The sequence below is a fragment of the Methylocapsa sp. S129 genome, assembly GCF_009765995.1.
In the GTDB taxonomy this organism is placed as follows: Bacteria; Pseudomonadota; Alphaproteobacteria; order Rhizobiales; family Beijerinckiaceae; genus Roseiarcus.
The window spans coordinates 20,562-45,008 of sequence record NZ_LMUI01000027.1 but is presented as its reverse complement, the minus strand read 5'-3'; the positions used below and the strand labels follow the sequence as shown (position 1 = coordinate 45,008).

The window sequence follows — 24,447 nt, the reverse complement described above, 5'->3', positions numbered from 1 at the left end:
TCTTGGTCATAAGTCGAAAATATATAGCGCTGGCCGGAGGCGCCCCGCCAGAAGCGGAAGCGGGTGCCAAGCGCATCGCCCGCAAGCGCCAGGAGCGACGCGTTGTCTCCCCCTCCGACGGCTGCCGATTGCGGGCTCCAGCCCTCGCGCCGAACCCTTGCCGCCGATTGATCGAAGCGATGGGCAGATTGTTTCCGTAGCGCCAACATCGGCCGAACTCCGCTTCGATTCGAAGGGAACAAAGGTAGAACAACAGCGACCTTGCGTCAAGCGCGATCGGAAGAGAGGCTGAAAGCGGCGGCTGCCAAATTCATCCCCGGGCGGTCGCCAAAGTCGAGGCAAGCGAAGGGTTTTTCGCTAAAGCGGCGGCGTTCAGGCGGCCGCATTCGGTTTCTATGGCCGATTGGAGCCGGCGGATAAAAACGTCCCTCTGGAGCCCCGGCGCGATTACGGGCAGGTATTCGATCACCGCCACGCCTGGGCGGCGCGAGAATCCTCGTCGGCCCCAGAACAATCCGGTATTGAGCGCGACGGGCAGGCATGGCGCGCCGGTGTCTTCATAAAGCTTGGCGACCCCTTGCTTATATTGCGCTGGCGCGCCTGGCGGGCGACGGGTTCCTTCGGGGAAGATGAAGATCTGCCGGCCGGCCCTCAGCACCGCGCCGGCGCGCTCGCTCACAATCGATACGGCGCTTCGGCCCGCTGACCGATCGATGGCGATTTGCTCGCTGCCGCTCAAATACCATCCAAAAAATGGAATGAGAGTAAGTTCGCGCTTGAGCACATAGGCGAAATCGGGCGCGTGCAGGAGAAGAGCGAAAGTCTCCAGAATGGATTGATGCTTGGCCGCGATGATGTAGCCGCCTTGCGGAATGTTTTCGAGCCCGCGGAACTCGACCCGCAGACCGCATATTTTTTCGAGCAGCCATAAGGAGGATTTGCCCCACACGCGCGCTAGCGCGAATACCCCGTGGCGTCCCGCCAGCAGCACCGGTAGGCCCAGAATCATCAGGACGATGAGATTGACGTAAAAGACGATATTGAAAAGGAGCGAGCGTAGGGTAAGCATGGCGCCATCATCGCCCAAGCGGACTTGCGAGAAAAGAGCGGGCGGGGCGAATCGCTCGTGGGCGGCGTCTGGCCGGGCCGCTCATTGCAGGCGTCGCAAGTGGCGAAAGACGATGATCCGCGACATCGCGCCGGTCAGGAAGGCGATGGCGATGGCGACGCAAAGGATCGCCGCATAACCCTTGCCGCCCAGCGAAAACGCGCCGAACAGAGCGCCGATTTCCTCGCCGCCGACGCTATTCGTCCACCAGGCTGACAAGGCTGAGGCGCCCGCGAAGAAAAGCGCCGCCAGCGCGCCGCCGAGCAGGCCGCCTCTTAGCCCGAGGCGCAGGAAATGAGTCTGGAATTGTCGGGAAATATAGCTGTCAGCGGCGCCGACGAAATGCAGCACCTCGATGATCTCGCGGTTTCCCGCCATGGCGCCGCGCGTGGCGAAGCCGACCGCCATGGTCATGGCCGAAATCATCAGAAGGAACAGCAGCGATGCGAAGATGACGATGGCGTCCGCCATTGTGTCGAGCCGCGATAGCCAGAGACGGTGATCGTCGAGGTTCGCGCCCGGCGCCTGCGCGGCGAGGGCCTCGCGCAGGGCGGCGATATCGGGCGTCTTGAGATCTTGCATGCGCACGACAATCAACCGCGGGATTGGTAGTTCGGTCAAGTCCAAGCCGTTGCCGAGCCAAGGTTCGAGTAATTGTTCGGACTCTTGCCGCGACAGGGCGCGCACGTCGCCGACGCCAGGCGCTTTACGCGCCGTTTCCACGGCCTTCGCGACTGCGGCGTCAATGTCCTGTCCGGGCGCAGGCTTGATCTGGATGGTGACCTCGCGCGAGACCTCGCCGCGCCAATCCTGCGATGCGCCTGCGACAAGGATGGCGCCGCCCGCCGTCAGGCACGCCAGAAACGTCATGATCGCGATGACAATGACGAGCGCGCGCCCCGCGATCGAGCTTGCGGGCACGAGCGGCATATCGCGCCTGAGCGCCTTGTCCGGCTGGATGTCTTGGCCTGCCTGGCGGCCGGTGAGGGACGGGACCGCGCTCATGGCGATTCTCCATCGAAGATTTGCAATCGCCCGTCGCCGACGACGAGACGTCGCGCCTCGCCGAATTGATCCATCAGGGCAAGATCATGCGTGGCGATGACGACCGCCGTGCCGGACTTATGTAACTCAACGAACAGACGCAGCAGGCGCCGCGCGAGGCCGGGGTCGACATTTCCCGTGGGTTCGTCAGCGAGCAGGAGTTCGGGCCGCGCGATCAGGGCGCGCGCGATCGCCGCGCGCTGCTTTTCGCCGCCCGAGAGCACGGCGGGCAATGCGTTCATCCGTTCGCCCAGGCCCACCCACCGGAGCAGTTCGACGACTTCGGCTCGATAATTGGCTTCGACGCGGCCCATCACTCTTAGCGGCAGCGCGACATTCTCATAGGTCGTCAAATGGTCGAGCAGGCGAAAATCCTGAAAAACGACGCCGATGCGCCGCCGCAGGCTGGTGATGGAATCCTTGTCCAGCGTCGAGGCGTCCTGGCCGAATATTTTGACGATGCCGCGGGTGGGCTTCAAGGACAGCAGCATCAGCCGCAACAGGGTCGTCTTGCCGGCCCCCGAAGGCCCCGTGAGAAACTGAAAGCTTTGAGGTTTGATGGAGAAGCTGAGATCGCGAACGATCTCGACCCCCATTCCATATCTCAAGCCGACATTTTCGAAGCGAAGCAAATGCAACCCTTGTATGGCGGTCGATCCGCTTTCCCAACCTGGAGGGCGCCGCCGCTTAACGCGCCCTTAACCATGAACGCGACCAAATGCCAAGACGCGCACGGAGACCGTCGGAGACAGTTTGATTCGCCATGCTGATCGTTTGCAAGACCTGCGCGAGTTCATACCACATTCCGCGCGAGATTCTCGGCGAAAACGGCTGCCGACTACGCTGCGTCGGCTGCGGCGAAGCATGGGAGGTGACGCCGGAAGCAATCGAAACGGGCGGCGCGCCGATCGTCGAGGGGCAGCGCGTCGCGTCCGAAGCGCCGGAAGTCACGCGGGGCGGACTTCACTTTCGTCCGCAGGACTTTTCAAGCCAGGCGCAAGTCGCCTGGCGTGGACAAGACACGCCAACGCGAAAGCTCCGAGGCGTGTTTTCTTCCATTCCGAATATAAAAGGAGCGGCTGGGGGCCTTGCCGCGCTGTTGATCCTGGGCTGCGCGATGGGCGCGCTCGCGGCGCGCGCCGCGATCGTCAAGGCGGCTCCCAATACGGCGCGCGTCTTTGCGGCGATCGGTTTGCCAGTCAATCTGCGCGGCCTGGCGCTTGACAATGTGCGCACGAATATCTTCGACTCCGGCGACAGAAAAGTTCTAATCGTCGAGGGCGCGGTTGTGAATTTGCGCGATTCCTCTATGGAGGCGCCTAATATGCGGATTGCCTTACGTGGCGTCGACAAACGAGAACTTTACGTATGGACGGCGCCTGCGCCAAAGGCTCAACTTGGCCCTAATGAACAGGTTGCGTTTCGCACGAGGCTGGCGGCGCCGCCCGACGGCGTCAGCGATGTCTTCGTCAGGTTCGCCGCCGTTGGAGACAAGCTTTCTCCGATGAAAGAGGGATTATGAGCGGCGCCAGGCAAGTCAAGGTTCTCTACGACGAACATGCGATCGCGGAGCGCAACAAGGCGCTGGCGATCGAGATCGCCGCCGCCAAACCGTTAGATCTGCTGGTTGTCGCGGTGCTGAAGGGCTCCTTCATGTTCGCCGCCGACCTGATCCGCGCCCTGCACCGTGTCGGGTTGGAGCCGCATGTCGAGTTTATTCATCTGTCGAGCTATCTGACGGGCACGGTCTCTTCGGGAGCGGTTCGCATTCTCAAGGATATTGAATCCTCGGTGCGGGACCGCGACGTTCTTCTGGTTGACGATATCCTGGAATCGGGACGCACGCTCGCCTTCGCCAAGGATTTGTTGGTTGCGCGTGGGGCAAGACGCGTCATGGTCTGCACGATGCTGGAAAAGCCGGGCAAACGCGCCGTGCAGATATCCGCCGATTTCGTCGGCTTCACGAGCCCTGACGTTTTTGTCGTGGGCTATGGGATGGATGTCGCGCATTCCTATCGGGAATTGCCGTTTATCGGCCATGTCGTGATGGATGGCGATTAGCGTGATGTTTGAAAGCCGGTTTCAATCCTTCGCCAGGATTGGCGATCCGAAGTTTGGCGGCGCGCGCGCCGCGGCGTTGCGCGAGGAGCTGAAGCGCCGCGGCGTCGACGGCTTCATCATTCCGCGCGCCGACGAGCACCAGAACGAATATGTGCCTGCCTCTGCCGAGCGGCTGCTTTGGCTTACGGGCTTTGCTGGCTCCGCTGGCATTGCTGTGGTTTTAATGGATCGCGCCGCGATTTTCGTCGACGGACGCTACACGCTGCAAGCGCCCGAACAGGTCGATGTGAAGGTTTTTACGCCGCTGCACTTGATTGAAGAACCGCCGACAGGCTGGATCGAGAAGCATCTGAGGCGCGGCGGCCGGCTAGGCTACGATCCATGGCTTCACACGCCAGATTCCGTCGAGCGCCTGGCGCACGCCTGCAAGAACGCGGGCGGCGAACTCGTGGCTATGGACAGCAACCCGGTCGACGCCGTCTGGGAGGATCGTCCGGCCTCGCCCTTGGGGGCGGTGAGCCGGCATAAGCCTCGCTTTTGCGGTGAAAATTCGCGCTCCAAGATCGCGCGCGTTCGCGCGGCGATTAAATCGGACGGGCTGGTTGTCAGCGACGCCCATGATGTGGCGTGGCTATTCAACATTCGGGGCGCCGATGTCGCTCATACACCCTTGCCGCTGGCCTTCGCCATCGTGCCGGTCAAGGGGCGCCCAACGCTGTATGTCGATGGGCGCAAGCTGTCGAACGCGGTGCGGGCCTATCTTTCTGGCCTCGCCGATGTGGAAGAGCCGGGTCGGCTGATCGGCGATCTCCAGACTTTGGGCGCGCAGGGAAAACGCCTCGCCTTTGATGCGGCCACTGCGCCCGCGCGCCTGACGCAAGCGCTGCAAGAGGCGGGCGGCAAAACGGAGGTCGGCGCAACGCCGCTGGCGCTGATGAAGGCTGCTAAGAACAGCGCCGAACTTGAGGGGGCGCGCGCGGCGCATTTGCGCGATGGCGCTGCCGTTGCGCGTTTTCTCGCCTGGTTCGATCGCGAGGCGCCCAAGGGCAAACTGTCCGAGATCGCCGCCGCACAGGCGCTTGAGACTTTTCGACGCGAGACTGGCAAGCTGAAGGAAATATCTTTCCCTTCCATCTCCGCCGCCGGGCCCAATTCCGCGATCCCGCATTATCGCGTCAGCGAGGAAAGCAGCCTGCCCATCGCGCGCGGTATTTTCCTAATCGACAGCGGCGGCCAATACGAAGACGGCACGACGGACATCACGCGCACTATTGCCGTTGGGCGTCCAAGCGCCGAAATGCGCGACCGGTTCACGCGCGTCCTCAAGGGCCATATCGCTATCGCCCGCGTAGTCTTCCCCAAGGGCGCCAGCGGCGCGCAGATCGATGCGCTGGCGCGCCAGGCCTTATGGGCGGCGGGGCTCGATTTCGATCATGGCACGGGGCACGGCGTCGGCTCCTATCTCTCGGTGCACGAAGGCCCCCAACGCATCGCCAAAACCGGCGCGACGGCGCTGGCGCCCGGCATGATCATTTCCAACGAGCCGGGTTATTACGCCGCGGGCAAGTTTGGCATTCGCATCGAAAACCTTGTCGTCGTCGAGGCGCGCAAAATCGTTGGCGCCGAGCGCGTCATGTACGGCTTCGAAACGATCACGCTCGCGCCGATCGATACGCGGCTGATCGAGAGCAAGCTGTTGACCGCCAGCGAGATCGCATGGCTCGACGCCTATCACGCGCGCGTGCGCAAGGCGCTCTCGCCGCTCGTCGACGCCGAGACGAGAGCTTGGCTCAAGAAGGCGACGCGGTCATTGGCGCAGGCCGCGAAATAACGCGGCGAAGAGACAATCGCGTATGGCCCGCTTTAGCTGCGCAGATTGCGCAAATGGCCAATCAGCCCGGCCGTCGACGCATCAAGCTTGCTGGTGTCGGCGTCCGCCTGCGCGACGATCGGCGCGAGGCGCGAGGCCAGCTCCTTACCAAGCTCCACGCCCCATTGGTCGAACGAGTTGATGTTCCAGATCGCCCCTTCGACGAACACTTTGTGCTCGTAGAGCGCGATCAATCGCCCAAGCATGCGCGGATCGAGTTTGGAATAAAGCAATGTGCTCGATGGCCGGCTTCCCGAAAAGGTCTTGTGCGGCGCCAATCGCGCCGCCTCTTCTGCGCTTTGTCCCTGCTTTTCCATGATCGCGATCGCCTCACCGGGGCTGCGTCCGCGCATCAGCGCTTCACCCTGGGCGAAGGCATTGGCGACCAGCAGGTCGTGATGGTGAGCGTCGGCGTTGGTCGGTTGCGCTGCGACGAGAAAGTCGACCGGCACCACTTCCGTTCCCTGATGCAGGAGCTGGAAGAACGCGTGCTGCCCGTTTGTCCCCGGCTCGCCCCAGATCACCGCGCCGGTTGATTCTTTGACGGGCGCCCCGTCAAGCTGAACGCTCTTGCCGTTGCTCTCCATCTGCAATTGCTGGAGATAGGCGGGAAAGCGCGACAGCCTTTGGTCATAGGGGATGACGGCCTGGCTCGCATGGCCCAGGATATTGCGGTTCCAGACACTGAGCAGGCCCATCAGCATCGGAATATTCTGCAGGATGGGCGCTTCGCGGAAATGCTGATCGATCTCGTAGCCGCCGCGCAGGAATTCCTCAAACCTTTCGGGGCCGATCGCAATGACGAGCGGCAGGCCGATGCTTGACCACAAGGAATAGCGCCCGCCCACCCAATCCCAGAAGCCGAAGACGCGGTCGGCCGCGATGCCGAATTGTGCGACTTTTTCGAGCTGCGTCGACACCGCTGCGAAATGATCGCCCACCGCGGCCTCGCCAAGCGCCGCGGCAATCCAAGCGCGCGCGCTTGCCGCATTGGTCATCGTCTCCTGGGTGGTGAAGGTTTTCGACGAGATGATGAAAAGCGTGCGTGCGGGATCGAGTCCTCTCAGCGTGTCGCCGATGTCGGCGCCGTCGACGTTGGACACGAAATGGCTGCGCAGATTGGCGGGGGCGAAGGGGCTGAGCGCCTTGGTCGCCATCGCCGGTCCGAGGTCGGAGCCGCCTATGCCGATATTGACGACGTCAGTCATCGGTTGGCCCAGGGCCCCGCGCAGGCGCCCCTCACGCACGTCATTGGCGAAAGCGGCGACCCTGGCGCGTTCCGCCTCTATTTCCGGCATCACGTCGCGGCCCTCGACCAGGACCGGCTCGCCAGAAAAATTGCGTAAAGCCGTATGCAGCACGGCGCGCTTTTCCGTCGAGTTGATCAGTTTTCCGGCGAACATCGCCGCTCGTTTGCCCTCAACGTCGGCCGCTTTGGCGAGCGCCTCCAATTGGGCGAGAGTCGCCGCGTCAATGCGCTGCTTCGAATAATCGAACAGGAGGTCGTCAAGCGCGACATGCATCGTGGCGAAGCGCTGGGGATCCGCCGCGAATTCCTCAGCGACGCTGCGCGCCGATATTTCGCCCGAATGGGCGCGAAGCGCCGATAGGGCCGCCGTAACCGCTGTCTCAGCCATGTGAGCCTTCCTTTTGACGTCTTTTATATCAATTCAAACCGCTCCAGCCGCCGTTCATTCAGATGTCGGCAAGTTAGGTAGAATTCAAGCTTTCCCTTTGTCCGACTTGCCTCTAAGCGTGTCGGCCACGTTACCGGATCGAGCCCTTTCATATGCCGCCTGTTCTACAATTGCGAGACGTTCGCCTTACGTTGGGCGGCCAGCCCCTGCTGGACGGCGCGGAACTTTCGGTTGCGCCGAGGGAGCGCATCGCGCTGGTCGGACGCAATGGATCGGGCAAATCGACGCTGCTCAAGATAGCTGCCGGCGATATCGAACCCGACGATGGCAGCCGCTTCGCCCAGCCTGGCGCCCATATGCGTTACCTCCAGCAGGAGCCCGATCTTTCCGCCTTCGCAACCGTTTCCGATTTCATTCTCAACGGCTTGAGCGAGGAGGACGATCCCTATCGCGCACGTGCGCTCATGGAGGAACTCGGGGTCCAGCCTGACGCTAAGCCCTCCTCGCTTTCGGGCGGCGAAGCGCGCCGCGCCGCGCTCGTGCGGACGCTGGCGCCCATGCCCGAAGTGCTGCTGCTCGATGAGCCGACCAATCATCTCGACCTTCTCGCTATCGAATGGCTGGAAAAAGAGCTCAGCGAGACGCGCTCCGCCTTTGTGCTCATCAGCCATGACAAGCGCCTGCTCGCCAATTTGACCCGCGCGACGGTCTGGCTCGATCGTGGCGCGACGCGCAGGCTCGAACAGGGTTTTGCGGCGTTCGAAGCTTGGCGCGATCAGCAGCTCGAAGAGGAAGAAATCGAGCGTCATAAGCTCGACCGGCGCATCGTCATGGAGGAGCATTGGCTGCGCTATGGCGTCACCGCGCGCCGTAAGCGCAATATGCGGCGCGTCGGCGAACTCGGCGAAATGCGCAAGGAGCGGCGCGAGGCCCGCCGCGTTCAGGGCGAGATCAAGATGGCGGTCTCGGAGGCGAGCGCCTCGGGCAAGCTGGTCATCGAGGCCGATCGGCTGGCGAAGTCTTATGGCGAGCGCCCGATCGTCAGGGATTTTTCGATCCGCGTCGCGCGCGGCGACCGGCTCGGCATTATTGGCGCCAACGGGGCGGGCAAGACGACGCTGGTGAATCTCATCACGGGCGTGCTTGCCCCAGATTCCGGTGCGATCCGACTCGGCGCCAGTCTGGAAATGGCGACGCTTGATCAACGCCGCGCGAGCCTTGAGCCGACGACGACGCTGGTTGACGCTCTGACCGGCGGCGGCAGCGATTTTGTCGCCGTCAACGGTCAGCGTAAGCATGTGTTTGGCTACATGAAGGACTTTCTGTTCGGGCCCGAGCAGGCGCGCACGCCGATCGGCAAATTGTCGGGGGGAGAGCGCGGTCGTCTGATGTTGGCCAGGGCCCTTGCGCAGCCTTCGAACCTGCTGGTGCTCGACGAGCCGACCAACGATCTCGATATCGAGACGCTCGATCTCTTGCAGGAATTGCTCGCCGATTACCCCGGCACGATCGTCCTCGTCAGTCACGATCGCGATTTTCTTGACCGCGTCGCGACCTCGGTCATTGTCAGCGAAGGCGACGGCCGCTGGATGGAATATGCCGGCGGCTATTCCGACATGATCGTCCAGCGCGGCTACGGCCTTGCGGGACCAGACGCGCTGGCTCCGCCGAAGGCGGCGAAGGAGCAGGGGCGCGAAGCGCCGCGGCCGGCCGCCAAGCGCCGCCTGTCGTTCAAAGAGAAACATGCGCTCGAGAAACTGCCGCAAAAAATAGCTGATTTGCGGGGCGTGCTCGCCCGGCTCGATTCACAGCTCGCCGACCCGCAACTCCATGCTCGCGACCCTAAGGCCTTCTCGCGCGCCACAAATGACTACGGCGCCAAGCAAAAGGATCTCACACGCGCCGAGGAAGAATGGTTGACGTTGGAAATGCTGCGAGAAGAGATCGAGGGTTGAGCGGTCGGCGGCAGCGCGGGCAAATTGAGAATAATTTTTAGGGCATCAGGGCGGTCAAGCCAAGAAATCGGGAGGATGCGCAATGCGGCAGGCGTGGCGTTGGTATGGGCCAAACGACAATGTGAGCCTCGACGATGTGCGCCAGGCCGGCGCGACCGACATCGTCACCGCGCTGCATCAAGCGCCTCCTGGCGCCGAATGGACCACGGCGGCGGTCGCCGAACGCAAACGGCTCATCGAAGAGACGCCGTTGGGTCGAAGCCCTTTGCGCTGGAGCGTCGTTGAAAGCATTCCTGCGCCCGATGACGTCAAGCGTCTGGGCGGGACCGCGTCGTCATCGATCGACGTTTGGATCGCCAGCATGGAGGCGGTCGCCGCCAATAATGTTAAAACGATCTGTTATAATTTCATGCCCGTGCTCGATTGGACCCGCACCGATCTCGCATGGCCCTTGCCGAATGGCGCGCGGGCGCTGCGCTTCGATCAGGCACGTCTCGCCGCTTTTGACGTGCACATCTTGAAGCGTAAAGGCGCAGAAGCCGACTATTCCGAGGATGTGCTGAAACGCGCCCGCGCGTTGTTCGAGGATCTGACCCAAGCGGGAGCCGATGAACTCACGCGGAATATCGCCGCCGGTCTGCCGGGCGCGACGTCGGATTCCCTTGATTTGCAAGGTATGCGCGACAAGCTTGCAGCCTATGCCGGCATCGGCGCCGAGATGTTGCGCCGAAATTTGATCGCATTTCTCGAACGGGTCGCGCCGGTCGCGGAGGGACTCAATGTCAAGCTGGCATTGCATCCGGACGATCCGCCCCGGCCCCTGTTCGGACTGCCGCGCATCGCCTCGACGATGCAGGACTATCAGGCTTTGTTCGACGCTGTGCCTTCTCTCGCCAACGGCATATGCTTTTGCACCGGCTCGCTCGGCGTCTCGCCGCTGAATGATTTACCTGTTATCGCCCGGCGCTTCGCGCCGCGCATTCATTTCGCCCACTTGCGCGCAACGCGGCGGGAGGCGGATAGTTCGTTTTATGAGAGCGACCATCTCGAGGGGGATGTCGACATGATCAGCGTGCTGCGCGAACTTCTGGCGGAGGATCGCAAACGTCCCGCGGGCGCGAAAATTCCCTTTCGCCCAGACCACGGTCATCAAATGCTCGACGATCTCAACAAGACGACCAATCCGGGCTATTCGGCGATCGGCCGACTCAAGGGGCTGGCGGAATTGCGCGGCGCCATCAAGGCGCTCGAGACGATCGCCTGATTTTAAGTGGCTCGCCCGCTTGTTTGTCAGACGGCGAGCGCGCTTTCCACCAGTTGCGCCCAATAGCTCATGCCATAGGGCAGGGCCGCATCGTTGAAGTCATAGCCAGGGTGATGCAGGCTGGCCGAGTCGCCATTGCCGACGAAAATGAAAGCGCCCGGCCGCGCCTCCAGCATATAAGAGAAATCTTCGGCGCCCATCTCGGGCGGCGCCTCTGTCACAACGCCGCTGTCGCCGCTGATCTTTCGCGCGATCGTCGCCGCAAAATCCGTTTCTTTGGGATGATTGATCGTCGGCGGATAGCCGCGCTTGTATTGCACGTCGACGTTCACGCCGAGGGCGGCGCCCACGCCTTTGGCGATCTCGGTAATTCTCCTTTCGGCGAAATCGCGCGTCTTGTTTAACAAGGTGCGCGTCGTGCCGCGAAGCTGGGCCGTTTGCGGGATGACATTGTCTGTGTCGCCGGCATGAAAGCAGGTGACTGAAACAACGCAGGAATCGAGAGGATCGACATTCCTGGCGACAATCGTCTGCAGCGCGCTGACGATCTGCGCGCCCGCGGCGATTGGGTCGACGCCAAAATGGGGTTGCGCGGCATGGCCGCCGCGTCCTTCGATATCGATCGTGAAACGATCGGCCGCTGCGAGAAATGGGCCCTTGCGAATTGCGAAAGTTCCAACGGGCAGCCTTGGCCAATTATGCATGCCGTAGACTTCCTGCACGCCGAAACGCTCCATCAGGCCATCGTCGAGCATCGCTTTGCCGCCGCCGCCGCCTTCTTCCGCGGGCTGGAATATCATCACGGCGGTTCCGGAAAAATTGCGGCTCTGCGCGAGATAGCGCGCGGCGCCGAGCAGCATCGCGGTGTGACCGTCGTGACCGCAGGCGTGCATCTTGCCGGGATTGGTCGATTGATAGGCTAAATTGGTTGTTTCATGGATCGGCAAGGCGTCCATATCGGCGCGCAGGCCGATGGTGCGTTGACTGGCCGGCCCGCGCCCCCGGATGATTCCAACGACGCCGCTGCGTCCGATTCCGGTCGCCACTTCGTCGCAGCCGAAAGCCTTGAGCCGCTCCGCGACGAAGGCGGCAGTGCGCGGCACGTCATAGAGGAGTTCGGGATGCTGGTGGATGTCGCGGCGCCAGGCCTGCGCGTCGGCGGCGAGATTCTGAATGGCGGGATTGATCGGCATGAGCGGGAACTCTAACGGATTCCCATGGAAGGTGCGGCCGGTTGGACGAACGAGTCAATCGATTTCCGGCGTCCTCGCGAACCGTTGAACGCCGGCGGCGCCCCAGGACGGCGCCTTGAATCGCGTCGGTCAGCGCTTGCGTCGCAATAAAAACACAGCCTGCTCTCCCAGCAGATTCCAAGCCCACCAGGGCAAGCTGACTTGCAGGGGATAGCCCTGGCTGTTGAGCGCGGCGCTGCTTTCGATGCGCGCGTCGATTTGCCGCGTCAAGGCGACGAAATCGCGAATCGTGCAAAAATGGATATTGGGCGTGTCGTACCAGGAATGACTGAGATTCTCGGTCACCGGCATGCGGCCCTTGAACGCGATTTGCGCCCTGATCCGCCAATGCCCGAAATTGGGAAACGAGACGATCGCCCGTCGCCCGATGCGCAGCATATGCTCCATGACCACGCGCGGTTGGCGAGTGGCCTGAAGCGTCTGCGACAGGATCACATAGTCGAAGGCGTCGTCAGGATAATCGGCGAGATCGGTGTCAGCGTCGCCCTGAATGACCGATAGCCCCTTGGCGACGCAGTCGTTGACGCCGCGTTGCGACAATTCCATGCCGCGCCCATCGACCTCGCGCGTCTCGGCGAGCAGGCGCAACAAGGCGCCGTCGCCGCAGCCGACGTCGAGGACCCTTGCGCGCGGCTCGACCATTTCGGCGACCCGTACAAGGTCGATGCGCGATTGCGGAGCGACGGAGGTTGTCGTCACATTCTTGCTTTCATAACCCCGAAGAGGCGGGCGCCGGCGCAATGCCGCGCGTGCGCGCCGCCGCGTCGATGAAACCCCTTGTCGTTGCGATGAGATCGGGAACATCGAGGAGGAAGGCGTCGTGGCCGCGGTCCGTCTCGATCTCGACGAAGGAGACCGAGGCGCCGCCGGCATTGAGGGCATGGACCAGGGCGCGGGAATCGCTGGTTGGAAAAAGCCAATCCGAGGTGAAGGAAACCACGCAGAATCGCGTCTTCGAGTCCTTGAATGCGCGCGCCAGCGAGCCGTCATAATCGGCGGCGAGATCGAAATAATCCATCGCCCGCGTCATGAACAAGTAGGAATTCGGATCGAACCTTTCGACGAAGATCGAGCCTTGGTGGCGAAGGTAGGATTCGATCTGAAAATCCGCGCCGAAGGAGAAGGTGCGCGCGGTGCGATCCTGTAATTTGCGCCCAAAACGCCGCTGCAGGGCGGAGTCGGAGAGGTACGTGATGTGGGCCGCCATACGTGCGACGGCGAGGCCCTTGGCGGGGTTCACGCCCTCGGCGAGATAGCGACCATTGCGCCAGTCGGGGTCGGCCATAATCGCTTGGCGGCCGACTTCGTGGAAAGCGATATTCTGCGAGGAATGTTTGGCTGACGTGGCGATCGGTAAAGCGCTATAGACGCGCTCGGGATAGGCGGCCGCCCATTGCAGCACCTGCATCCCGCCCATCGAGCCGCCGGCGACGCAGAACAGCGTATCGATGCCCAGATGATCGACTAGCATGGCCTGGGCGCGCACCATATCGGCGATGGTGACGAGCGGCAGATCAAGGCCATAGACGCCGCCGGTGGCCGGATTGGTCGAGGCGGGTCCCGTCGTTCCCATACAGCCGCCCACGACATTGGCGCAGATCACGAAGAAACGGTCGGTGTCGATGGGCTTGCCAGGGCCGACCATTGTCTCCCACCAGCCGTTTTTACCTGTCACCGGATTGCGGTTGGCGGCGTGCTGGTCGCCCGTTAGAGCGTGGCAAACGAGAATGGCATTGGTCTTGGTGTTGTTGAGGGCGCCGTAGGTTTGATAGGCGATGCTCAGGGGGGCTAGCGTAACGCCCGCGTCCATCGGCAATGGGCGATCGGCGCCGAGGCGCAGAACAAAACTATGAGGGGCGTCGGCTTCGTTCGCGCCGCTCGTCAAGTTGGGATTGTGCCCTCCCACGCGCCGGATCTCTCTCGTTTTCGTTCTATTTGCCGAACAGGTCGTTTGATATATAGAAACTAATGCAATCCCAAGTCAATGGCCGAAAGCCGAAAAGCGGAGAAGAGGGCTTCCAGCGTTCGCTGCCGCGCCGCGCGGTAACAAGCTGTTGACGCTCTTGCAATCTTTGCCGCGCCGGTAACCCGCCTCTGGCTGCGATCTGCTAATATCGAACCATCCGAAAAAGCGCCCGCCAAAGGGCCAGGGATGCGTCATGAGCTTTGATCAACAGATAAGCGACGCCTCGCCGGGCGGCGCTTTGGGCGGCTTTGTAGAAGATGGTCGCCAGGCCAGGACGAGTGCTGTCCGCCGTCGCCGATGGCGCCTTCGGAGTTCTGTCCTGCTGGCTGCCTGCCTGCTTGGCGGCGCGATTCTGGCCCGCAGCGGCGGCCAGGCCCCGCTCGCCACATCCGCGTCGCGTTCTTCTCAGGCTGGTTTCGTCGCGAACGACCGGTTGGCGCCGATGCTGTTGTTTAGCCCGCCCGAGGCCATCCGCGGGCAAGCGCATTATCAGGCGCGCGCTCGCGAGAACCCCGAAGAGCGATGGGACACGCTGACTTTCGGCGATGTCGGCGGCGACGAGATCTTGTTTCGCGTCACGCTTCACTCAGCCAAATCGGCTCGGACAAAGCCGACCCTTTTTGTCGAACTCGCCAAGCAATCGGCCGAGATCGGCGCGGCGGTCGTTCATGCGACAAATCCGCAATTCTATGTGACGCAACGCGGGCCTATCGAATGGGCCGATATCACGCTTTCTGGCCCGAAAGGAGAGCGCCCTTGCATCGGATTTCGCCTGGACCGGGCGCAGGACATTGACCTTTCCGGGCTCGCATGCGGCGCCCACGGATCCCTGCTTGACCGCGTCGCGCTTGGTCACTTAATCGACCGACTTTCCCCAACAAATTCGGGAATGGAAGCGGGACTTGGCGAAGTGTTCAAGAGCGGCGCGACGTGAGGAGCGGACTTATTCTTGCGCGGGCGACGAGGCCGCGGAGGCCGCTTCAGGCATAGGCGCGCCCCAGCGCCGCGACGATGGCGTCTCCCATCTGGGCCGTCGAGACCGGCGCGCCGCCCTCGTTGCTGATGTCGGCGGTCCGCAATCCCGCGTCGAGGACGCCAGCGATCGCAGCCTCTAGCTTGTCCGCCGCTTCGTTCAGCCCGAAGGAATAGCGCAAAGCCATACCGAACGAGCCGATCATTGCGATCGGGTTGGCGAGACCCTTGCCCGTGATGTCGGGCGCCGAACCGTGGACGGGTTCATAGAGCGCCTTGCGCTTGCGGGTCTTGGGATTGGTCTCGCCGAGCGAGGCCGAGGGCAGCATGCCCAGTGAACCCGTCAGCATCGCCGCCACGTCCGACAGCATGTCGCCAAAAAGATTATCGGTGACGATAACGTCGAATTGCTTGGGCCAGCGCACGAGCTGCATGCCGAGCGCGTCGGCGAGCTGATGTTCGAGCGTCACGTCGGGAAATTCGCGCTTGTGCAAAGCGGTGATCACTTCGTTCCACAGAACGCCCGACTTCATGACGTTGCGCTTCTCGGACGAAGTGACCTTGTTGCGGCGCTTGCGCGCAAGATCGAACGCCACACGACCGATGCGCTCGATTTCATAGGTGTCGTAGACTTGCGTGTCGATGCCGCGCTTCTGGCCGTTGCCCAGATCGATGATCTGCTTGGGCTCGCCGAAGTAAACGCCGCCCGTCAATTCCCGCACGATGACGATGTCGAGGCCTTCGACGATCTCGCGCTTGAGCGAGGAGGCGTCGGCGAGGGCGGGATAGCAGATGGCTGGGCGCAAATTGGCGAACAGAGCCAGGTCCTTGCGCAAGCGCAGCAGCCCAGCCTCGGGGCGGACATCATAGGCTACGCCGTCCCATTTGGGGCCGCCGACGGCCCCGAAAAGAACCGCGTCGGCGGCATCGGCGAGGGCCATGTCGGCGTTGCTGATCGCCTGCCCATGGGCGTCGTAGGCGCTGCCCCCGACAAGCCCTTTCTCGATTTCGAAATGGGCGAGGCCATTGGCGTTGAAGAACGCGGTGATTTTTTCGACCTCGGCCATAACTTCGGGACCGATGCCGTCGCCGGGCAGGAGAAAGAGTTTGAAGGATGCCATTGACCGCCACATGGAGTTTGGGAACGTGGCGTTTGCTAACTGATTTCACGTCAAGGGGAAAGGCCATTCCGCTCGGCGCTCGCCAGCCGTCGCCGGGGCGTTCAAGGCGTTTTGGGAGCGCGGGCGCCTATGTTATGGGTGCGGGGACGGACGGGCCGAAACGCGCTGACGACAGGAGAAACCAAGGCGTGACGATTGTAGCGAACAGCGGCGCGGATCAGTTCGTGAAGCGCCTGCCGCGCGACATGTTTTTTTTTCTGGTTCACGGCAATGACGAAGGATTGATCCGCGAACGCTCCAGAGGGATCGTTAATTCCCTGCTTGAAGGCGATTCCGACCCCTTGCGCCTGATCCGCTTCGATGGCGACGCTGTGGCGCGCGAGCCTGGAACGCTCGCCGAGGAGGCCGACGCCGTCTCGATGTTTGGCGGCTCGAGGGTGATCTGGATCGAATTGCAGGCGCGCGATATCGCGGCGGCCTTGGAACCGCTGTTCAAGGCGCCGCCGCGCGATTGCGCCATCGTCGTTGAGGCGGGCTCCCTGAAGAAGGGAACGGCGCTTCGCTCGGCGTTCGAAAAGATGGGCAATGGCGTGTCGATCGAATGCTATCCCGACGACCGTAGAAGCATAGCCGCTCTCATCGATGCGGAGGCGAGGCAGGTCGGTTTGAGCGTCCCACCCGACGTTCGCGACTATCTTGTTTCGCTTCTCGGCTCCGATCGCATGACGACGCGCGGCGAGATCGCCAAGCTGCTCCTCTATGCCGAAGGCAACGGCGCTATCACGATCGCCGACATTGAAGCGGTCGTTTCGGATGCGGCCCCTTCGGCGCTTGATGACGCCGTCGACCATGCATTTCTCGGCGACAATTCAGGGATCGAGGAGACCGCCAATCGCTATTTCGGGGATGGCGGCGATCCAGGCTCGCTACTGCGGGTGATTATTGCGCGCGCAATGCTGCTCCATCGTCTGCGGCTGGCGATGGAGGACGGACGCTCATTCGAGGCGGCGATGCAGGCGCAATATGTCAGGCTGTCGCCGCTTCGGCGCGGCGCGCTGGAAAAGCAGGCCGGTCGCTGGTCGGTCTTGAGGCTTGGCGGCTTGTTGCGGGCATTGCGGCCCGCATCAGCTAATGTGCGCCGCGACACCAATATGGCGCAAGCGATCGCGATGCGGGCGCTATGGGCGATCGCTTCAAGCGCTCGGGCCGGACTTTCTTAAGCTCGTGGCGTCCTGGCACAGGCGGCGGCAGAAATCGTCGAGCTGCTCGAAATTTTGGAACTTGATCCGTACCTCGCCACTTTCGCCACGATGGCGGATCGAGACATTGGTGCCCAACGCCACGCTGAGACTATGTTCCAGCGCATGGGTATCCGCATCGACCTCGACGGGCGCCTTGGCCGATGGACGGCTTGGGGGCGCATCTTCGGGTTCGCGGCCAAGCCTCTCAACGTCGCGAACCGTTAACCCTTCAGAAAGGATGTTTTTCGCTGTTGCGTCGGGATCGGCCACCGCCAGCAACGCGCGCCCATGTCCCGCCGAAATCTGCCCGGAAGCCAGTAGAGAGCGCGCGAAGTCCGGCAATTTCAGCAGTCGTAACGTATTGGCGATATGGCTCCGGCTCTTGCCAATGATGCGGGCGATGTCGGTATGCGAATAGCTGTAGTCCGCGCTCAATTGCGCATAGCCGTTCGCCTCTTCGAGCGCATTGAGGTCCGCGCGCTGGACATTTTCGACAATGGCGAGTTCGAGAGCCTCGCGATCTCCGGCCTCGATGACGAGGATCGGGATTTCGTGCAGGCCCGCGCGTTGCGCCGCGCGCCAGCGCCGTTCCCCGGCGACGATCTCATAAGCGTCGGCGATGCGGGGAATGGCGCGCACCAGTACTGGCTGAATGACGCCTCGCTCCTTGATCGAAGCGGCGAGTTCGTCGAGGTCGCTATCGTCGAAATTCTTACGTGGATTGCGCGGGTTCGGCCGAAGAAACTCGATTGGCGTCTTGCGCTGACCCCGCGCACGCTCGCCGCCCGGCGCCTCCTCGCCGACATCGCCGAGCAAAGCCGCTAATCCGCGGCCAAGACGCGGCCGGTTTTCGACGGGGCGGGCGGCTTCTTCTGCCATAGGGATCTCCATTTCCATATGTCGGCGCGGATTGGTCACGCGGCGCGCCAACGTGCTTCACGCTTGATGACTTCCGACGCGAGCTTCAGATAGGCTTGGCTGCCGGTGCATTTGAGGTCGTAGAGGAGCACGGGTTTACCGTAGGAAGGCGCCTCAGAGACGCGCACGTTGCGCGGAATGATCGTGTCATAGACCTTTTCGCCCATGAAGGCGCGCACATCCGCGACGACCTGGGTGGCGAGATTATTGCGCGGATCGAACATGGTCAGCACGATGCCGTGGATCGCAAGCGACGGGTTGAGCGATCGCCTGACTTGGTCGACGGTGGTTAGAAGCTGGGACAACCCTTCCAGCGCGAAGAATTCGCATTGCAGCGGTACGACCACGGCGTCGGCGGCGGCTAGACCGTTGAGCGTCAGGAGATTGAGCGACGGGGGGCAATCGATCAGCACATAGGTGATCGGCGCTTGCCCGGCTACCGCCTCTTCGTCAAAGAGCTTTCGCAACGCCTGTTTCAATTTGAACGAACGGTCGGAATGGCCCGATATTTCGAGTTCGACGCCGAGCAGATCCATCGTCGAAGGCGCAATGAACAGGCGCGGAACGGCGGTCGGCATGATCACCTGGGCCAGCGTCCGCTCGCCCACCAGAGCGTCATAGCTTGAGGATGTCGAGCGCGCTTTGCGATCGATGCCGAGGCCGGTCGATGCGTTGCCTTGCGGATCGAGGTCGATCAGCAGCACCTGTTCGCCGATAGCGGCAAGGGCGGTGCCCAGATTAATCGCTGTCGTGGTTTTGCCGACCCCGCCCTTCTGGTTGGCCATGACAAGAACGCGCGGATTGGGTCGGTTTTCCAAAAAATCCTCCGCAATGCCGGCCGCGGCGAAATTACTGCCGGTTGAAGTGCTGCGCCGATTCGGCGCCGCGCACAATCAAAATGGCGGCGCGCGCGTCGATTCTGCTGGAGACGGTCTCGAAGCGGAAACCCGTCGAATTGGGGGCGTCGCGGAGCTGCGCCTCGGTCGTTTTCCCGCGCGGAAAGACCCCGACGGCTCCTCCCGCCAGCCAGACCTTGGCGAAGTCGAGCAGAATGGGCAAGGGCGCGAAGGCGCGCGCCGTCACGGCGTCCACAGGCATCAGCGCTTCGGGAGCGATGGATTCGATTCGAGCGGCGTGGATTTGCGCGGTCGCGCCGGTCGCGCGCGCGACTTCGCGCAGGAAGGCGCATTTGCGCTGATCGCTTTCGATGAGATGAACCTGCGCGCCCGGTGTGTCTGCGAGCTGGATCGCGAGGACCATGCCGGGAAAGCCAGCGCCGGAACCCAGATCGACCCAACGTTTGGCCTGCGGCGCGAGAGCGAGGAGTTGGGCGCTGTCGGCGATATGACGCAGCCAGACTTCGGCAAAAGTCGCTTCGGAGATCAAATTGGTGACTTTTCGCCATCTGGCAAGGAGATCGACGAAAATGGCGAGGCGGTCGCCTGTTTCACGTGAAACAGGGACGAGCTTGAGTGCGGCTGCCCGGTCCGACTCCTGCTTCACCACATTGATTCCGTGTGGAGGCACGAAAGCCTCTTGAAGCTAACGAGAAATCGCGACGTCGCCGCGGTCGGACAAGGAAGCAATTGCAGGACTGCTTGATGGGATGGTGCGGCGCGTTGATCAAACGGCGAGAATCTCTCGAAAGCTGCGCGCCGCCCCTCATCCGACCTTCGCTGAGGCGAAGGCCACCTTCTCCCGCTTCGCGAGAGAAGGGGCGCGTATTTCCTTCTCTCGCGCAGCGGGAGAAGGTGGTCGGTGGAGCCGGCCGGATGAGGGCTGGCGCAATCCCGTCGGAGTCCGTCGCCACTTAGAAGCAACCGCTCGCTAATAGAATGCGTTATATTCGTGATTCCAAGAACAGACCAAGTAGCGCGTCGGCGTAATTCTAACATATTCTGTAATTTAATCATAATTATAACTTTCGTGTGTCTTCAGGAGTTCCCCATCCCATTCGGATCGGCTAATCTATGCAGCCGATCCGCGGCCGCTTGGGCGAAACGTAGCAAAACGGCGCGTCTGGTCGCCGGCGCGATGCGCTGCGGTTCGGGATCACGAAGGATCTCGGCGCCATAGGGGTCGGCGATAATGAGACCGGCGTCGATAGGCATGATTTCGGCTGGCATCTCAGCGGATATGGCGAAATACAGGCGGTCGCAATGGGCGGCATAGTCGCGCCATTTGCGATCAGCGCGAAAATCGGCGATCGAGGATTTGATTTCGACGATCAGCAACGAGCCATCGCCATGCAACGCGACCACATCGGCGCGGCGTCCGTCGAGCAGGGGCAATTCCGTCACCGTCGAAAAACCCCGCGCCCGAAGCATGCGCCGCACGCCGCGCGCGATCATCAGCGCCGTTTCGGACTGGCGGCCGTCAATGGGCGCTTGCGACGGTTCGAAGATCGTCATGCTCGCCTTCCCATTTTACTTACGATTGGCTCATTCCATTCATCATCGCGTTTAAGCCTTCGCGTCGGCCAAAATCATCGCCGCCGCTTTCTCGGCGATCATCAAGGTTGGCGAATTGGTGTTGCCCGAGGTGATGCGCGGCATCACGGAAGCATCGGCGATGCGCAGGTTTCGCAGGCCACGCACGCGCAGGCGCGCGTCAACGACGGCGCTTTTATCGTCGGCCGCACCCATTTTCGCGGTGCCGACGGGATGGAAAATGGTGGTGCCGATATCGCCCGCCGCTCTGGAGAGCTCCTCCTCGCTTTGGGCGGCGATTCCGGGTCGAAATTCATCGGGCGCGTAAGGCGCAAGCGCCGGGGCGGCGCAAATCCGCCGGGCAAGACGGATCGAATCAGCCGCGACGCGCCGATCCTCCTCTTTGGAGAGATAATTGGGCCGGATCGCCGGCGCCTGGAGCGGATCGGCGCTTTGGGCATGAACGCTGCCCCGGCTCGCCGGACGCAGATTTGAAGCGCTCAGAGTGATCGCCGGGAAAACATGCAAGGCCTCGCCGAAACGTTCGAGCGAGAGGGGTTGCACGTGAAACTCCAGATTGGCGGTCGCATAATCGGGCGAGGATTTCGCGAACAAGCCGAGCTGCGAGGGGGCCATGGTCATCGGTCCGCGCCGCGCCAGCGCATATTGGGCGCCCATCCAGGCGCGTTTCGCATAGGATTGGAAATCCACGTTCAACGTGCGCGCCTTGCTCACTTTGAAGATCGTGCGCAATTGTAGATGATCCTGCAGGTTTTCGCCCACGCCTGGTAATTCTGCGACCACCGGCTGGCCGATTGCCCCCAGAACCTCAGGATGGCCAACCCCCGACAGTTCGAGCAATTGCGGCGTGCCGATCGCGCCTGCCGAGAGGATGATTTCGCCATCCGCCCGCGCCTCGACGCTCGCTCCGCCGCTGATATAGCGCAAAGCAACGGCGCGCCCGTCCTCGACGACAAGGCGCTCGACATGAGCACCGGTGACAAGTTCAAGATTTTTCCGCGAAAGTATGGGCTTAAGGAACCCACGCGCCGCGCTCCAGCGCATGCCGCGCTTCTGGTTGACCTCGAAATAATCCGACCCCTCATTATCGCCATTATTGAAATCAGCGACCTTGGGGATGCCGACCTCGGCCGCCGCCTCGCGAACGGCGTCGAGAATGGGCCAGGAAATGCGCGGACGCTCGACCCGCCATTCGCCGCCCGCCCCATGCAGCGCATTGGCGCCGCCGTGGTGATCCTCGTGTTTCTTGAAATATGGCAGCACGTCGTCCCAGGCCCAGCCTTCGAGCCCAAGCTGGCGCCAGCCGTCATAATCGGCCGCTTGTCCGCGCATATAGATCATGCCGTTGATCGCCGAACTGCCGCCAATGACACGCCCGCGGGGATAGCCGATCGCACGGTCGTTGAGGCCGCTCTCGTTTTCGGTCTTGAACATCCAGTCGGCGCGTGGATTGCCAATCGCATAGAGATAGCCGACGGGAATATGCAGCCAGATCCAATTATCCCTGCCGCCCGCCTCGATCAGCAGCACCTTATTGCGCGGATCGGCGGAAAGCCGGTTAGCGAGAAGACATCCCGCCGAACCCGCGCCGACGATAATGTAATCGAAACACCGGGGCTCGCTCACGAGGCCACCGCCCAGCACGCGACCTGACGGTCTTGTTTCAGTTCCACCGGCGGGCGCTCTGTGCGGCAGCGATCGAAAACGAGCGGACAGCGGGGATTGAAGGGGCAGCCGGCCGGCGGATCGAAGGGCGAAGGCAATTCGCCCTTCAGGATGATCCGCTCCCGTTTGGCGCCGGGGTCCGCGATCGGCGTCGCGGACAGCAGCGCGCGGGTATAAGGATGTTGCGGGGCCGAGAAGATGGCCTCTCGCGCGCCCATTTCGACGACATGTCCGAGATAGATGACCATGACCTCATCCGCGATGTGCCGCACGACGGAAAGATCATGCGAAATGAAGACATAAGCCAGAGCGAATTCCTCCTGCAATCGGGCGAGAAGATTGAGGACTTGTGCGCGGATGGAGACATCCAGCGCCGACACTGGTTCGTCTAGGACCAAAATTTTCGGGCGCAACATTAGGGCCCTGGCGATCGCGATGCGCTGGCGCTGGCCGCCTGAAAACATATGGGGGTAGCGGTCATAATATTCGGGCCTTAGGCCGACCTTGGCCATCATATCGCGCGCGGCGGCCTCGCGTTCGGGCGCCTTCATGTCCGTATTGACCAGCAGCGGCTCTTCAAGCGCCTTGCCGACCTTCTGGCGCGGATTGAGCGAGCCATAGGGGTTTTGGAAGACGATCTGAATTTCGCGGCGCCGGCGCCGGCGGGTCGCCTCGTCGGCATCGGCAATGTCTTTGCCCTCGATCATCAAGGCGCCGCCGGTCGGCTTCTCGATTGATGTCAGAAGGCGGGCGAGCGTCGACTTGCCGCATCCCGATTCGCCCACCACCGCCAGCGTGCGGCCGGCCCGCAAGGTGAACGATATGTCGGCGAGCGCTTTCACCGTTGCTGGCGCGGCGAATAACCCGCGCGCCATGGTGTAATCGCGGGCCAATCCGCGCGCTTCGAGAAGAGGGATCATACGCGTGCCGCCTCTAATGACGAGGCGGCGACAGGAATTCCATGCGCCAACGGCGTATGACATAGCGCGCGACCGAGCGCTGCGGAGGCCCGCGCCGGCGCCGTGCGCCGGCACGCGTCGAACACGAAGGCGCAGCGCGGCGAAAATAGACAGCCGGACGGCCTGTTGTTCTGGCCCGGCACCATGCCGGGAATGGCGGGCAGGCGCCGCTCCGTCGCGCGCTCCGGCAGCGCGGCGAGCAAAGCGGCGGTGTAGGGATGATGAGGGTCGGCGAACAACGGGCCCGTGGCGTTCGTCTCGACCGGCTGTCCCGCATATTGCACGATGACGCGGTCCGCGGTCTCGGCGACAACGCCCATGTCATGGGTGATGAGCACTAGGCCCATGCCGTTCTGGCGGCGCAGGCTCACCAGCAAGTCCAGGATCTGCGCCTGGATTGTCACATCGAGCGCGGTGGTCGGCTCATCTGCGATCAGCAATTTGGGCCGGCACGCCAGCGCCATCGCGATCATGACGCGCTGGCTCATGCCGCCCGACAATTGGTGCGGGAAGGCGGCGGCGCGCCTGGCCGGATCGGGAATGCCGACTTCCTCCAGCAGTTCGACGACACGTTTCTTGCGTGCAGCGCGCGCCATGCCAAGATGCGTCTTCAGCGCTTCGCCGATCTGAAAGCCCACGGTGAAACAGGGGTTGAGCGAAGACATCGGCTCTTGAAAGATCATCGCGATATCTTTGCCGGCTATCTGTCTTCGCGCGGCCGCGCTCATGGTGAGCAGATCATGGCTGTCGAAGGCCATGCGATCAGCGCTCACGCTCGCGGTGAACGGCAACAAGCCCATAACCGCCAGCATGGCGACGGATTTGCCGGACCCCGATTCGCCGACGATGGCCAGCACTTCGTTGGGTTCGATCGTCAGATCGACGCCGTCGACAGCCCGGAATGCCCCGGAACGCGTGGCGAAAGACACCGAAAGATTGCGGATTTCGAGAAGAGGCATGGCG

General features: G+C 62.4%; 23 protein-coding genes. 7 read left to right on the top strand and 16 right to left on the bottom strand.

Annotation, left to right across the window (positions count from 1 at the left end; genetic code table 11):
- From GSQ90_RS32135 to ftsE, 4 genes are all read right to left on the bottom strand, one after another.
- A partial coding sequence (locus tag GSQ90_RS32135) for a hypothetical protein (RefSeq protein WP_210254913.1) occupies positions 1-209 on the bottom strand: 209 nt, incomplete at its 3' end.
- A gap of 101 nt (positions 210-310) precedes the next feature.
- Positions 311-1,069, bottom strand: coding sequence for a 1-acyl-sn-glycerol-3-phosphate acyltransferase (locus GSQ90_RS16530; protein WP_158815959.1), 759 nt, complete (start codon positions 1,067-1,069; stop codon positions 311-313).
- Positions 1,070-1,150: 81 nt separating this feature from the next.
- Positions 1,151-2,113, bottom strand: a complete 963-nt coding sequence (locus tag GSQ90_RS16525) for an ABC transporter permease (protein ID WP_158815958.1) — start codon at positions 2,111-2,113, stop codon at positions 1,151-1,153.
- Positions 2,110-2,784 (bottom strand): cell division ATP-binding protein FtsE, encoded by a 675-nt coding sequence (gene ftsE / locus GSQ90_RS16520; protein ID WP_158815957.1) that lies wholly within the window; start codon positions 2,782-2,784, stop codon positions 2,110-2,112. The genes GSQ90_RS16525 and ftsE overlap by 4 nt, the downstream gene beginning before the upstream one ends.
- Positions 2,785-2,915: 131 nt before the next feature.
- On the opposite strand from ftsE, the gene GSQ90_RS16515 reads away from it, so the two are divergent.
- Genes GSQ90_RS16515 through GSQ90_RS16505 form a run of 3 tightly spaced genes read left to right on the top strand, consistent with a single transcriptional unit; the run spans position 2,916 to position 6,044 of the window.
- A complete protein-coding gene (locus GSQ90_RS16515) occupies positions 2,916-3,674 on the top strand; it encodes an MJ0042-type zinc finger domain-containing protein (RefSeq protein ID WP_158815956.1) in 759 nt (252 codons plus the stop codon).
- On the top strand, positions 3,671-4,213 hold the full coding sequence (gene hpt, locus GSQ90_RS16510) for a hypoxanthine phosphoribosyltransferase (protein WP_158815955.1): 543 nt from the start codon (positions 3,671-3,673) through the stop codon (positions 4,211-4,213). The genes GSQ90_RS16515 and hpt overlap by 4 nt, the downstream gene beginning before the upstream one ends.
- A gap of 4 nt (positions 4,214-4,217) precedes the next feature.
- Positions 4,218-6,044, top strand: coding sequence for an aminopeptidase P family protein (locus GSQ90_RS16505; RefSeq protein ID WP_158816016.1), 1,827 nt, complete (start codon positions 4,218-4,220; stop codon positions 6,042-6,044).
- Positions 6,045-6,076: 32 nt separating this feature from the next.
- Here the strand turns inward: GSQ90_RS16505 and pgi are convergent, their stop codons facing one another.
- On the bottom strand, positions 6,077-7,720 hold the full coding sequence (gene pgi / locus GSQ90_RS16500) for a glucose-6-phosphate isomerase (RefSeq protein WP_158815954.1): 1,644 nt from the start codon (positions 7,718-7,720) through the stop codon (positions 6,077-6,079).
- A 152-nt stretch (positions 7,721-7,872) separates the two neighbouring features.
- Here pgi and GSQ90_RS16495 point away from each other — a divergent pair, with 152 nt between their 5' ends.
- Together GSQ90_RS16495 and uxuA are read left to right on the top strand one after the other, a co-directional pair.
- A complete protein-coding gene (locus GSQ90_RS16495) occupies positions 7,873-9,675 on the top strand; it encodes an ABC-F family ATP-binding cassette domain-containing protein (protein ID WP_158815953.1) in 1,803 nt (600 codons plus the stop codon).
- Positions 9,676-9,757: 82 nt separating this feature from the next.
- Entirely contained in the window at positions 9,758-10,939 is a 1,182-nt protein-coding gene (gene uxuA / locus GSQ90_RS16490) for a mannonate dehydratase (protein WP_158815952.1), read from the top strand.
- A 26-nt stretch (positions 10,940-10,965) separates the two neighbouring features.
- On the opposite strand, the gene GSQ90_RS16485 is transcribed toward uxuA, so the two are convergent.
- From GSQ90_RS16485 to GSQ90_RS16475, 3 genes are all read right to left on the bottom strand, one after another.
- Positions 10,966-12,132 carry a M20 aminoacylase family protein gene (locus GSQ90_RS16485; RefSeq protein ID WP_158815951.1) on the bottom strand — a complete coding sequence of 389 codons (1,167 nt, stop codon included), beginning with the start codon at positions 12,130-12,132 and terminating at the stop codon, positions 10,966-10,968.
- A gap of 129 nt (positions 12,133-12,261) precedes the next feature.
- Positions 12,262-12,834, bottom strand: a complete 573-nt coding sequence (gene metW / locus GSQ90_RS16480; protein ID WP_246731644.1) for a methionine biosynthesis protein MetW — start codon at positions 12,832-12,834, stop codon at positions 12,262-12,264.
- A 67-nt stretch (positions 12,835-12,901) separates the two neighbouring features.
- Positions 12,902-14,002 (bottom strand): homoserine O-acetyltransferase, encoded by a 1,101-nt coding sequence (locus GSQ90_RS16475; protein WP_246731643.1) that lies wholly within the window; start codon positions 14,000-14,002, stop codon positions 12,902-12,904.
- Between the two features lie 349 nt (positions 14,003-14,351).
- On the opposite strand from GSQ90_RS16475, the gene GSQ90_RS16470 reads away from it, so the two are divergent.
- Positions 14,352-15,092, top strand: coding sequence for a hypothetical protein (locus GSQ90_RS16470; RefSeq protein ID WP_158815948.1), 741 nt, complete (start codon positions 14,352-14,354; stop codon positions 15,090-15,092).
- A 46-nt stretch (positions 15,093-15,138) separates the two neighbouring features.
- On the opposite strand, the gene leuB is transcribed toward GSQ90_RS16470, so the two are convergent.
- Positions 15,139-16,251, bottom strand: coding sequence for a 3-isopropylmalate dehydrogenase (gene leuB, locus GSQ90_RS16465; RefSeq protein WP_158815947.1), 1,113 nt, complete (start codon positions 16,249-16,251; stop codon positions 15,139-15,141).
- 188 nt (positions 16,252-16,439) lie between these two features.
- On the opposite strand from leuB, the gene holA reads away from it, so the two are divergent.
- A complete protein-coding gene (holA, locus tag GSQ90_RS16460; RefSeq protein WP_158815946.1) occupies positions 16,440-17,471 on the top strand; it encodes a DNA polymerase III subunit delta in 1,032 nt (343 codons plus the stop codon).
- Here holA and GSQ90_RS16455 read toward each other — a convergent pair.
- The 7 genes from GSQ90_RS16455 to GSQ90_RS16425 all read right to left on the bottom strand — a co-directional run bounded on the left by GSQ90_RS16455 (position 17,445) and on the right by GSQ90_RS16425 (position 24,443).
- The gene (locus GSQ90_RS16455; RefSeq protein ID WP_158815945.1) at positions 17,445-18,371 is read right to left on the bottom strand and encodes a ParB/RepB/Spo0J family partition protein; all 927 of its coding nucleotides are present in this window, start codon (positions 18,369-18,371) and stop codon (positions 17,445-17,447) included. The genes holA and GSQ90_RS16455 overlap by 27 nt on opposite strands.
- A gap of 35 nt (positions 18,372-18,406) precedes the next feature.
- Positions 18,407-19,195 carry a ParA family protein gene (locus GSQ90_RS16450; RefSeq protein ID WP_158816015.1) on the bottom strand — a complete coding sequence of 263 codons (789 nt, stop codon included), beginning with the start codon at positions 19,193-19,195 and terminating at the stop codon, positions 18,407-18,409.
- Between the two features lie 64 nt (positions 19,196-19,259).
- Positions 19,260-19,937 (bottom strand): 16S rRNA (guanine(527)-N(7))-methyltransferase RsmG, encoded by a 678-nt coding sequence (gene rsmG, locus GSQ90_RS16445; RefSeq protein WP_158815944.1) that lies wholly within the window; start codon positions 19,935-19,937, stop codon positions 19,260-19,262.
- Positions 19,938-20,344: 407 nt separating this feature from the next.
- Positions 20,345-20,821 carry an MmcB family DNA repair protein gene (locus tag GSQ90_RS16440; RefSeq protein WP_158815943.1) on the bottom strand — a complete coding sequence of 159 codons (477 nt, stop codon included), beginning with the start codon at positions 20,819-20,821 and terminating at the stop codon, positions 20,345-20,347.
- A gap of 51 nt (positions 20,822-20,872) precedes the next feature.
- Complete coding sequence (locus GSQ90_RS16435) at positions 20,873-22,486, bottom strand: GMC family oxidoreductase (protein ID WP_246731631.1); 1,614 nt, start codon at positions 22,484-22,486, stop codon at positions 20,873-20,875.
- Positions 22,483-23,445 carry a dipeptide ABC transporter ATP-binding protein gene (locus GSQ90_RS16430; RefSeq protein WP_158815941.1) on the bottom strand — a complete coding sequence of 321 codons (963 nt, stop codon included), beginning with the start codon at positions 23,443-23,445 and terminating at the stop codon, positions 22,483-22,485. The genes GSQ90_RS16435 and GSQ90_RS16430 overlap by 4 nt, the downstream gene beginning before the upstream one ends.
- Positions 23,442-24,443 carry an ABC transporter ATP-binding protein gene (locus GSQ90_RS16425; RefSeq protein WP_158815940.1) on the bottom strand — a complete coding sequence of 334 codons (1,002 nt, stop codon included), beginning with the start codon at positions 24,441-24,443 and terminating at the stop codon, positions 23,442-23,444. Before GSQ90_RS16425 ends, GSQ90_RS16430 begins: the two co-directional genes overlap by 4 nt.
- Positions 24,444-24,447 lie beyond the last annotated feature (4 nt).

Coding starts and splice junctions, on each gene's coding strand:
- GSQ90_RS16530 (WP_158815959.1), bottom strand. CDS start 1,069: ATGCTTACCCTACGCTCGCTCCTTTTCAATATCGTCTTTTACGTCAAT.
- GSQ90_RS16525 (WP_158815958.1), bottom strand. CDS start 2,113: ATGAGCGCGGTCCCGTCCCTCACCGGCCGCCAGGCAGGCCAAGACATC.
- GSQ90_RS16515 (WP_158815956.1), top strand. CDS start 2,916: ATGCTGATCGTTTGCAAGACCTGCGCGAGTTCATACCACATTCCGCGC.
- hpt (WP_158815955.1), top strand. CDS start 3,671: ATGAGCGGCGCCAGGCAAGTCAAGGTTCTCTACGACGAACATGCGATC.
- GSQ90_RS16505 (WP_158816016.1), top strand. CDS start 4,218: ATGTTTGAAAGCCGGTTTCAATCCTTCGCCAGGATTGGCGATCCGAAG.
- pgi (WP_158815954.1), bottom strand. CDS start 7,720: ATGGCTGAGACAGCGGTTACGGCGGCCCTATCGGCGCTTCGCGCCCAT.
- GSQ90_RS16495 (WP_158815953.1), top strand. CDS start 7,873: ATGCCGCCTGTTCTACAATTGCGAGACGTTCGCCTTACGTTGGGCGGC.
- uxuA (WP_158815952.1), top strand. CDS start 9,758: ATGCGGCAGGCGTGGCGTTGGTATGGGCCAAACGACAATGTGAGCCTC.
- GSQ90_RS16485 (WP_158815951.1), bottom strand. CDS start 12,132: ATGCCGATCAATCCCGCCATTCAGAATCTCGCCGCCGACGCGCAGGCC.
- metW (WP_246731644.1), bottom strand. CDS start 12,834: ATGGTCGAGCCGCGCGCAAGGGTCCTCGACGTCGGCTGCGGCGACGGC.
- GSQ90_RS16475 (WP_246731643.1), bottom strand. CDS start 14,002: ATGGACGCGGGCGTTACGCTAGCCCCCCTGAGCATCGCCTATCAAACC.
- GSQ90_RS16470 (WP_158815948.1), top strand. CDS start 14,352: ATGAGCTTTGATCAACAGATAAGCGACGCCTCGCCGGGCGGCGCTTTG.
- leuB (WP_158815947.1), bottom strand. CDS start 16,251: ATGGCATCCTTCAAACTCTTTCTCCTGCCCGGCGACGGCATCGGTCCC.
- GSQ90_RS16455 (WP_158815945.1), bottom strand. CDS start 18,371: ATGGCAGAAGAAGCCGCCCGCCCCGTCGAAAACCGGCCGCGTCTTGGC.
- GSQ90_RS16450 (WP_158816015.1), bottom strand. CDS start 19,195: ATGGCCAACCAGAAGGGCGGGGTCGGCAAAACCACGACAGCGATTAAT.
- GSQ90_RS16440 (WP_158815943.1), bottom strand. CDS start 20,821: ATGACGATCTTCGAACCGTCGCAAGCGCCCATTGACGGCCGCCAGTCC.
- GSQ90_RS16430 (WP_158815941.1), bottom strand. CDS start 23,445: ATGATCCCTCTTCTCGAAGCGCGCGGATTGGCCCGCGATTACACCATG.
- GSQ90_RS16425 (WP_158815940.1), bottom strand. CDS start 24,443: ATGCCTCTTCTCGAAATCCGCAATCTTTCGGTGTCTTTCGCCACGCGT.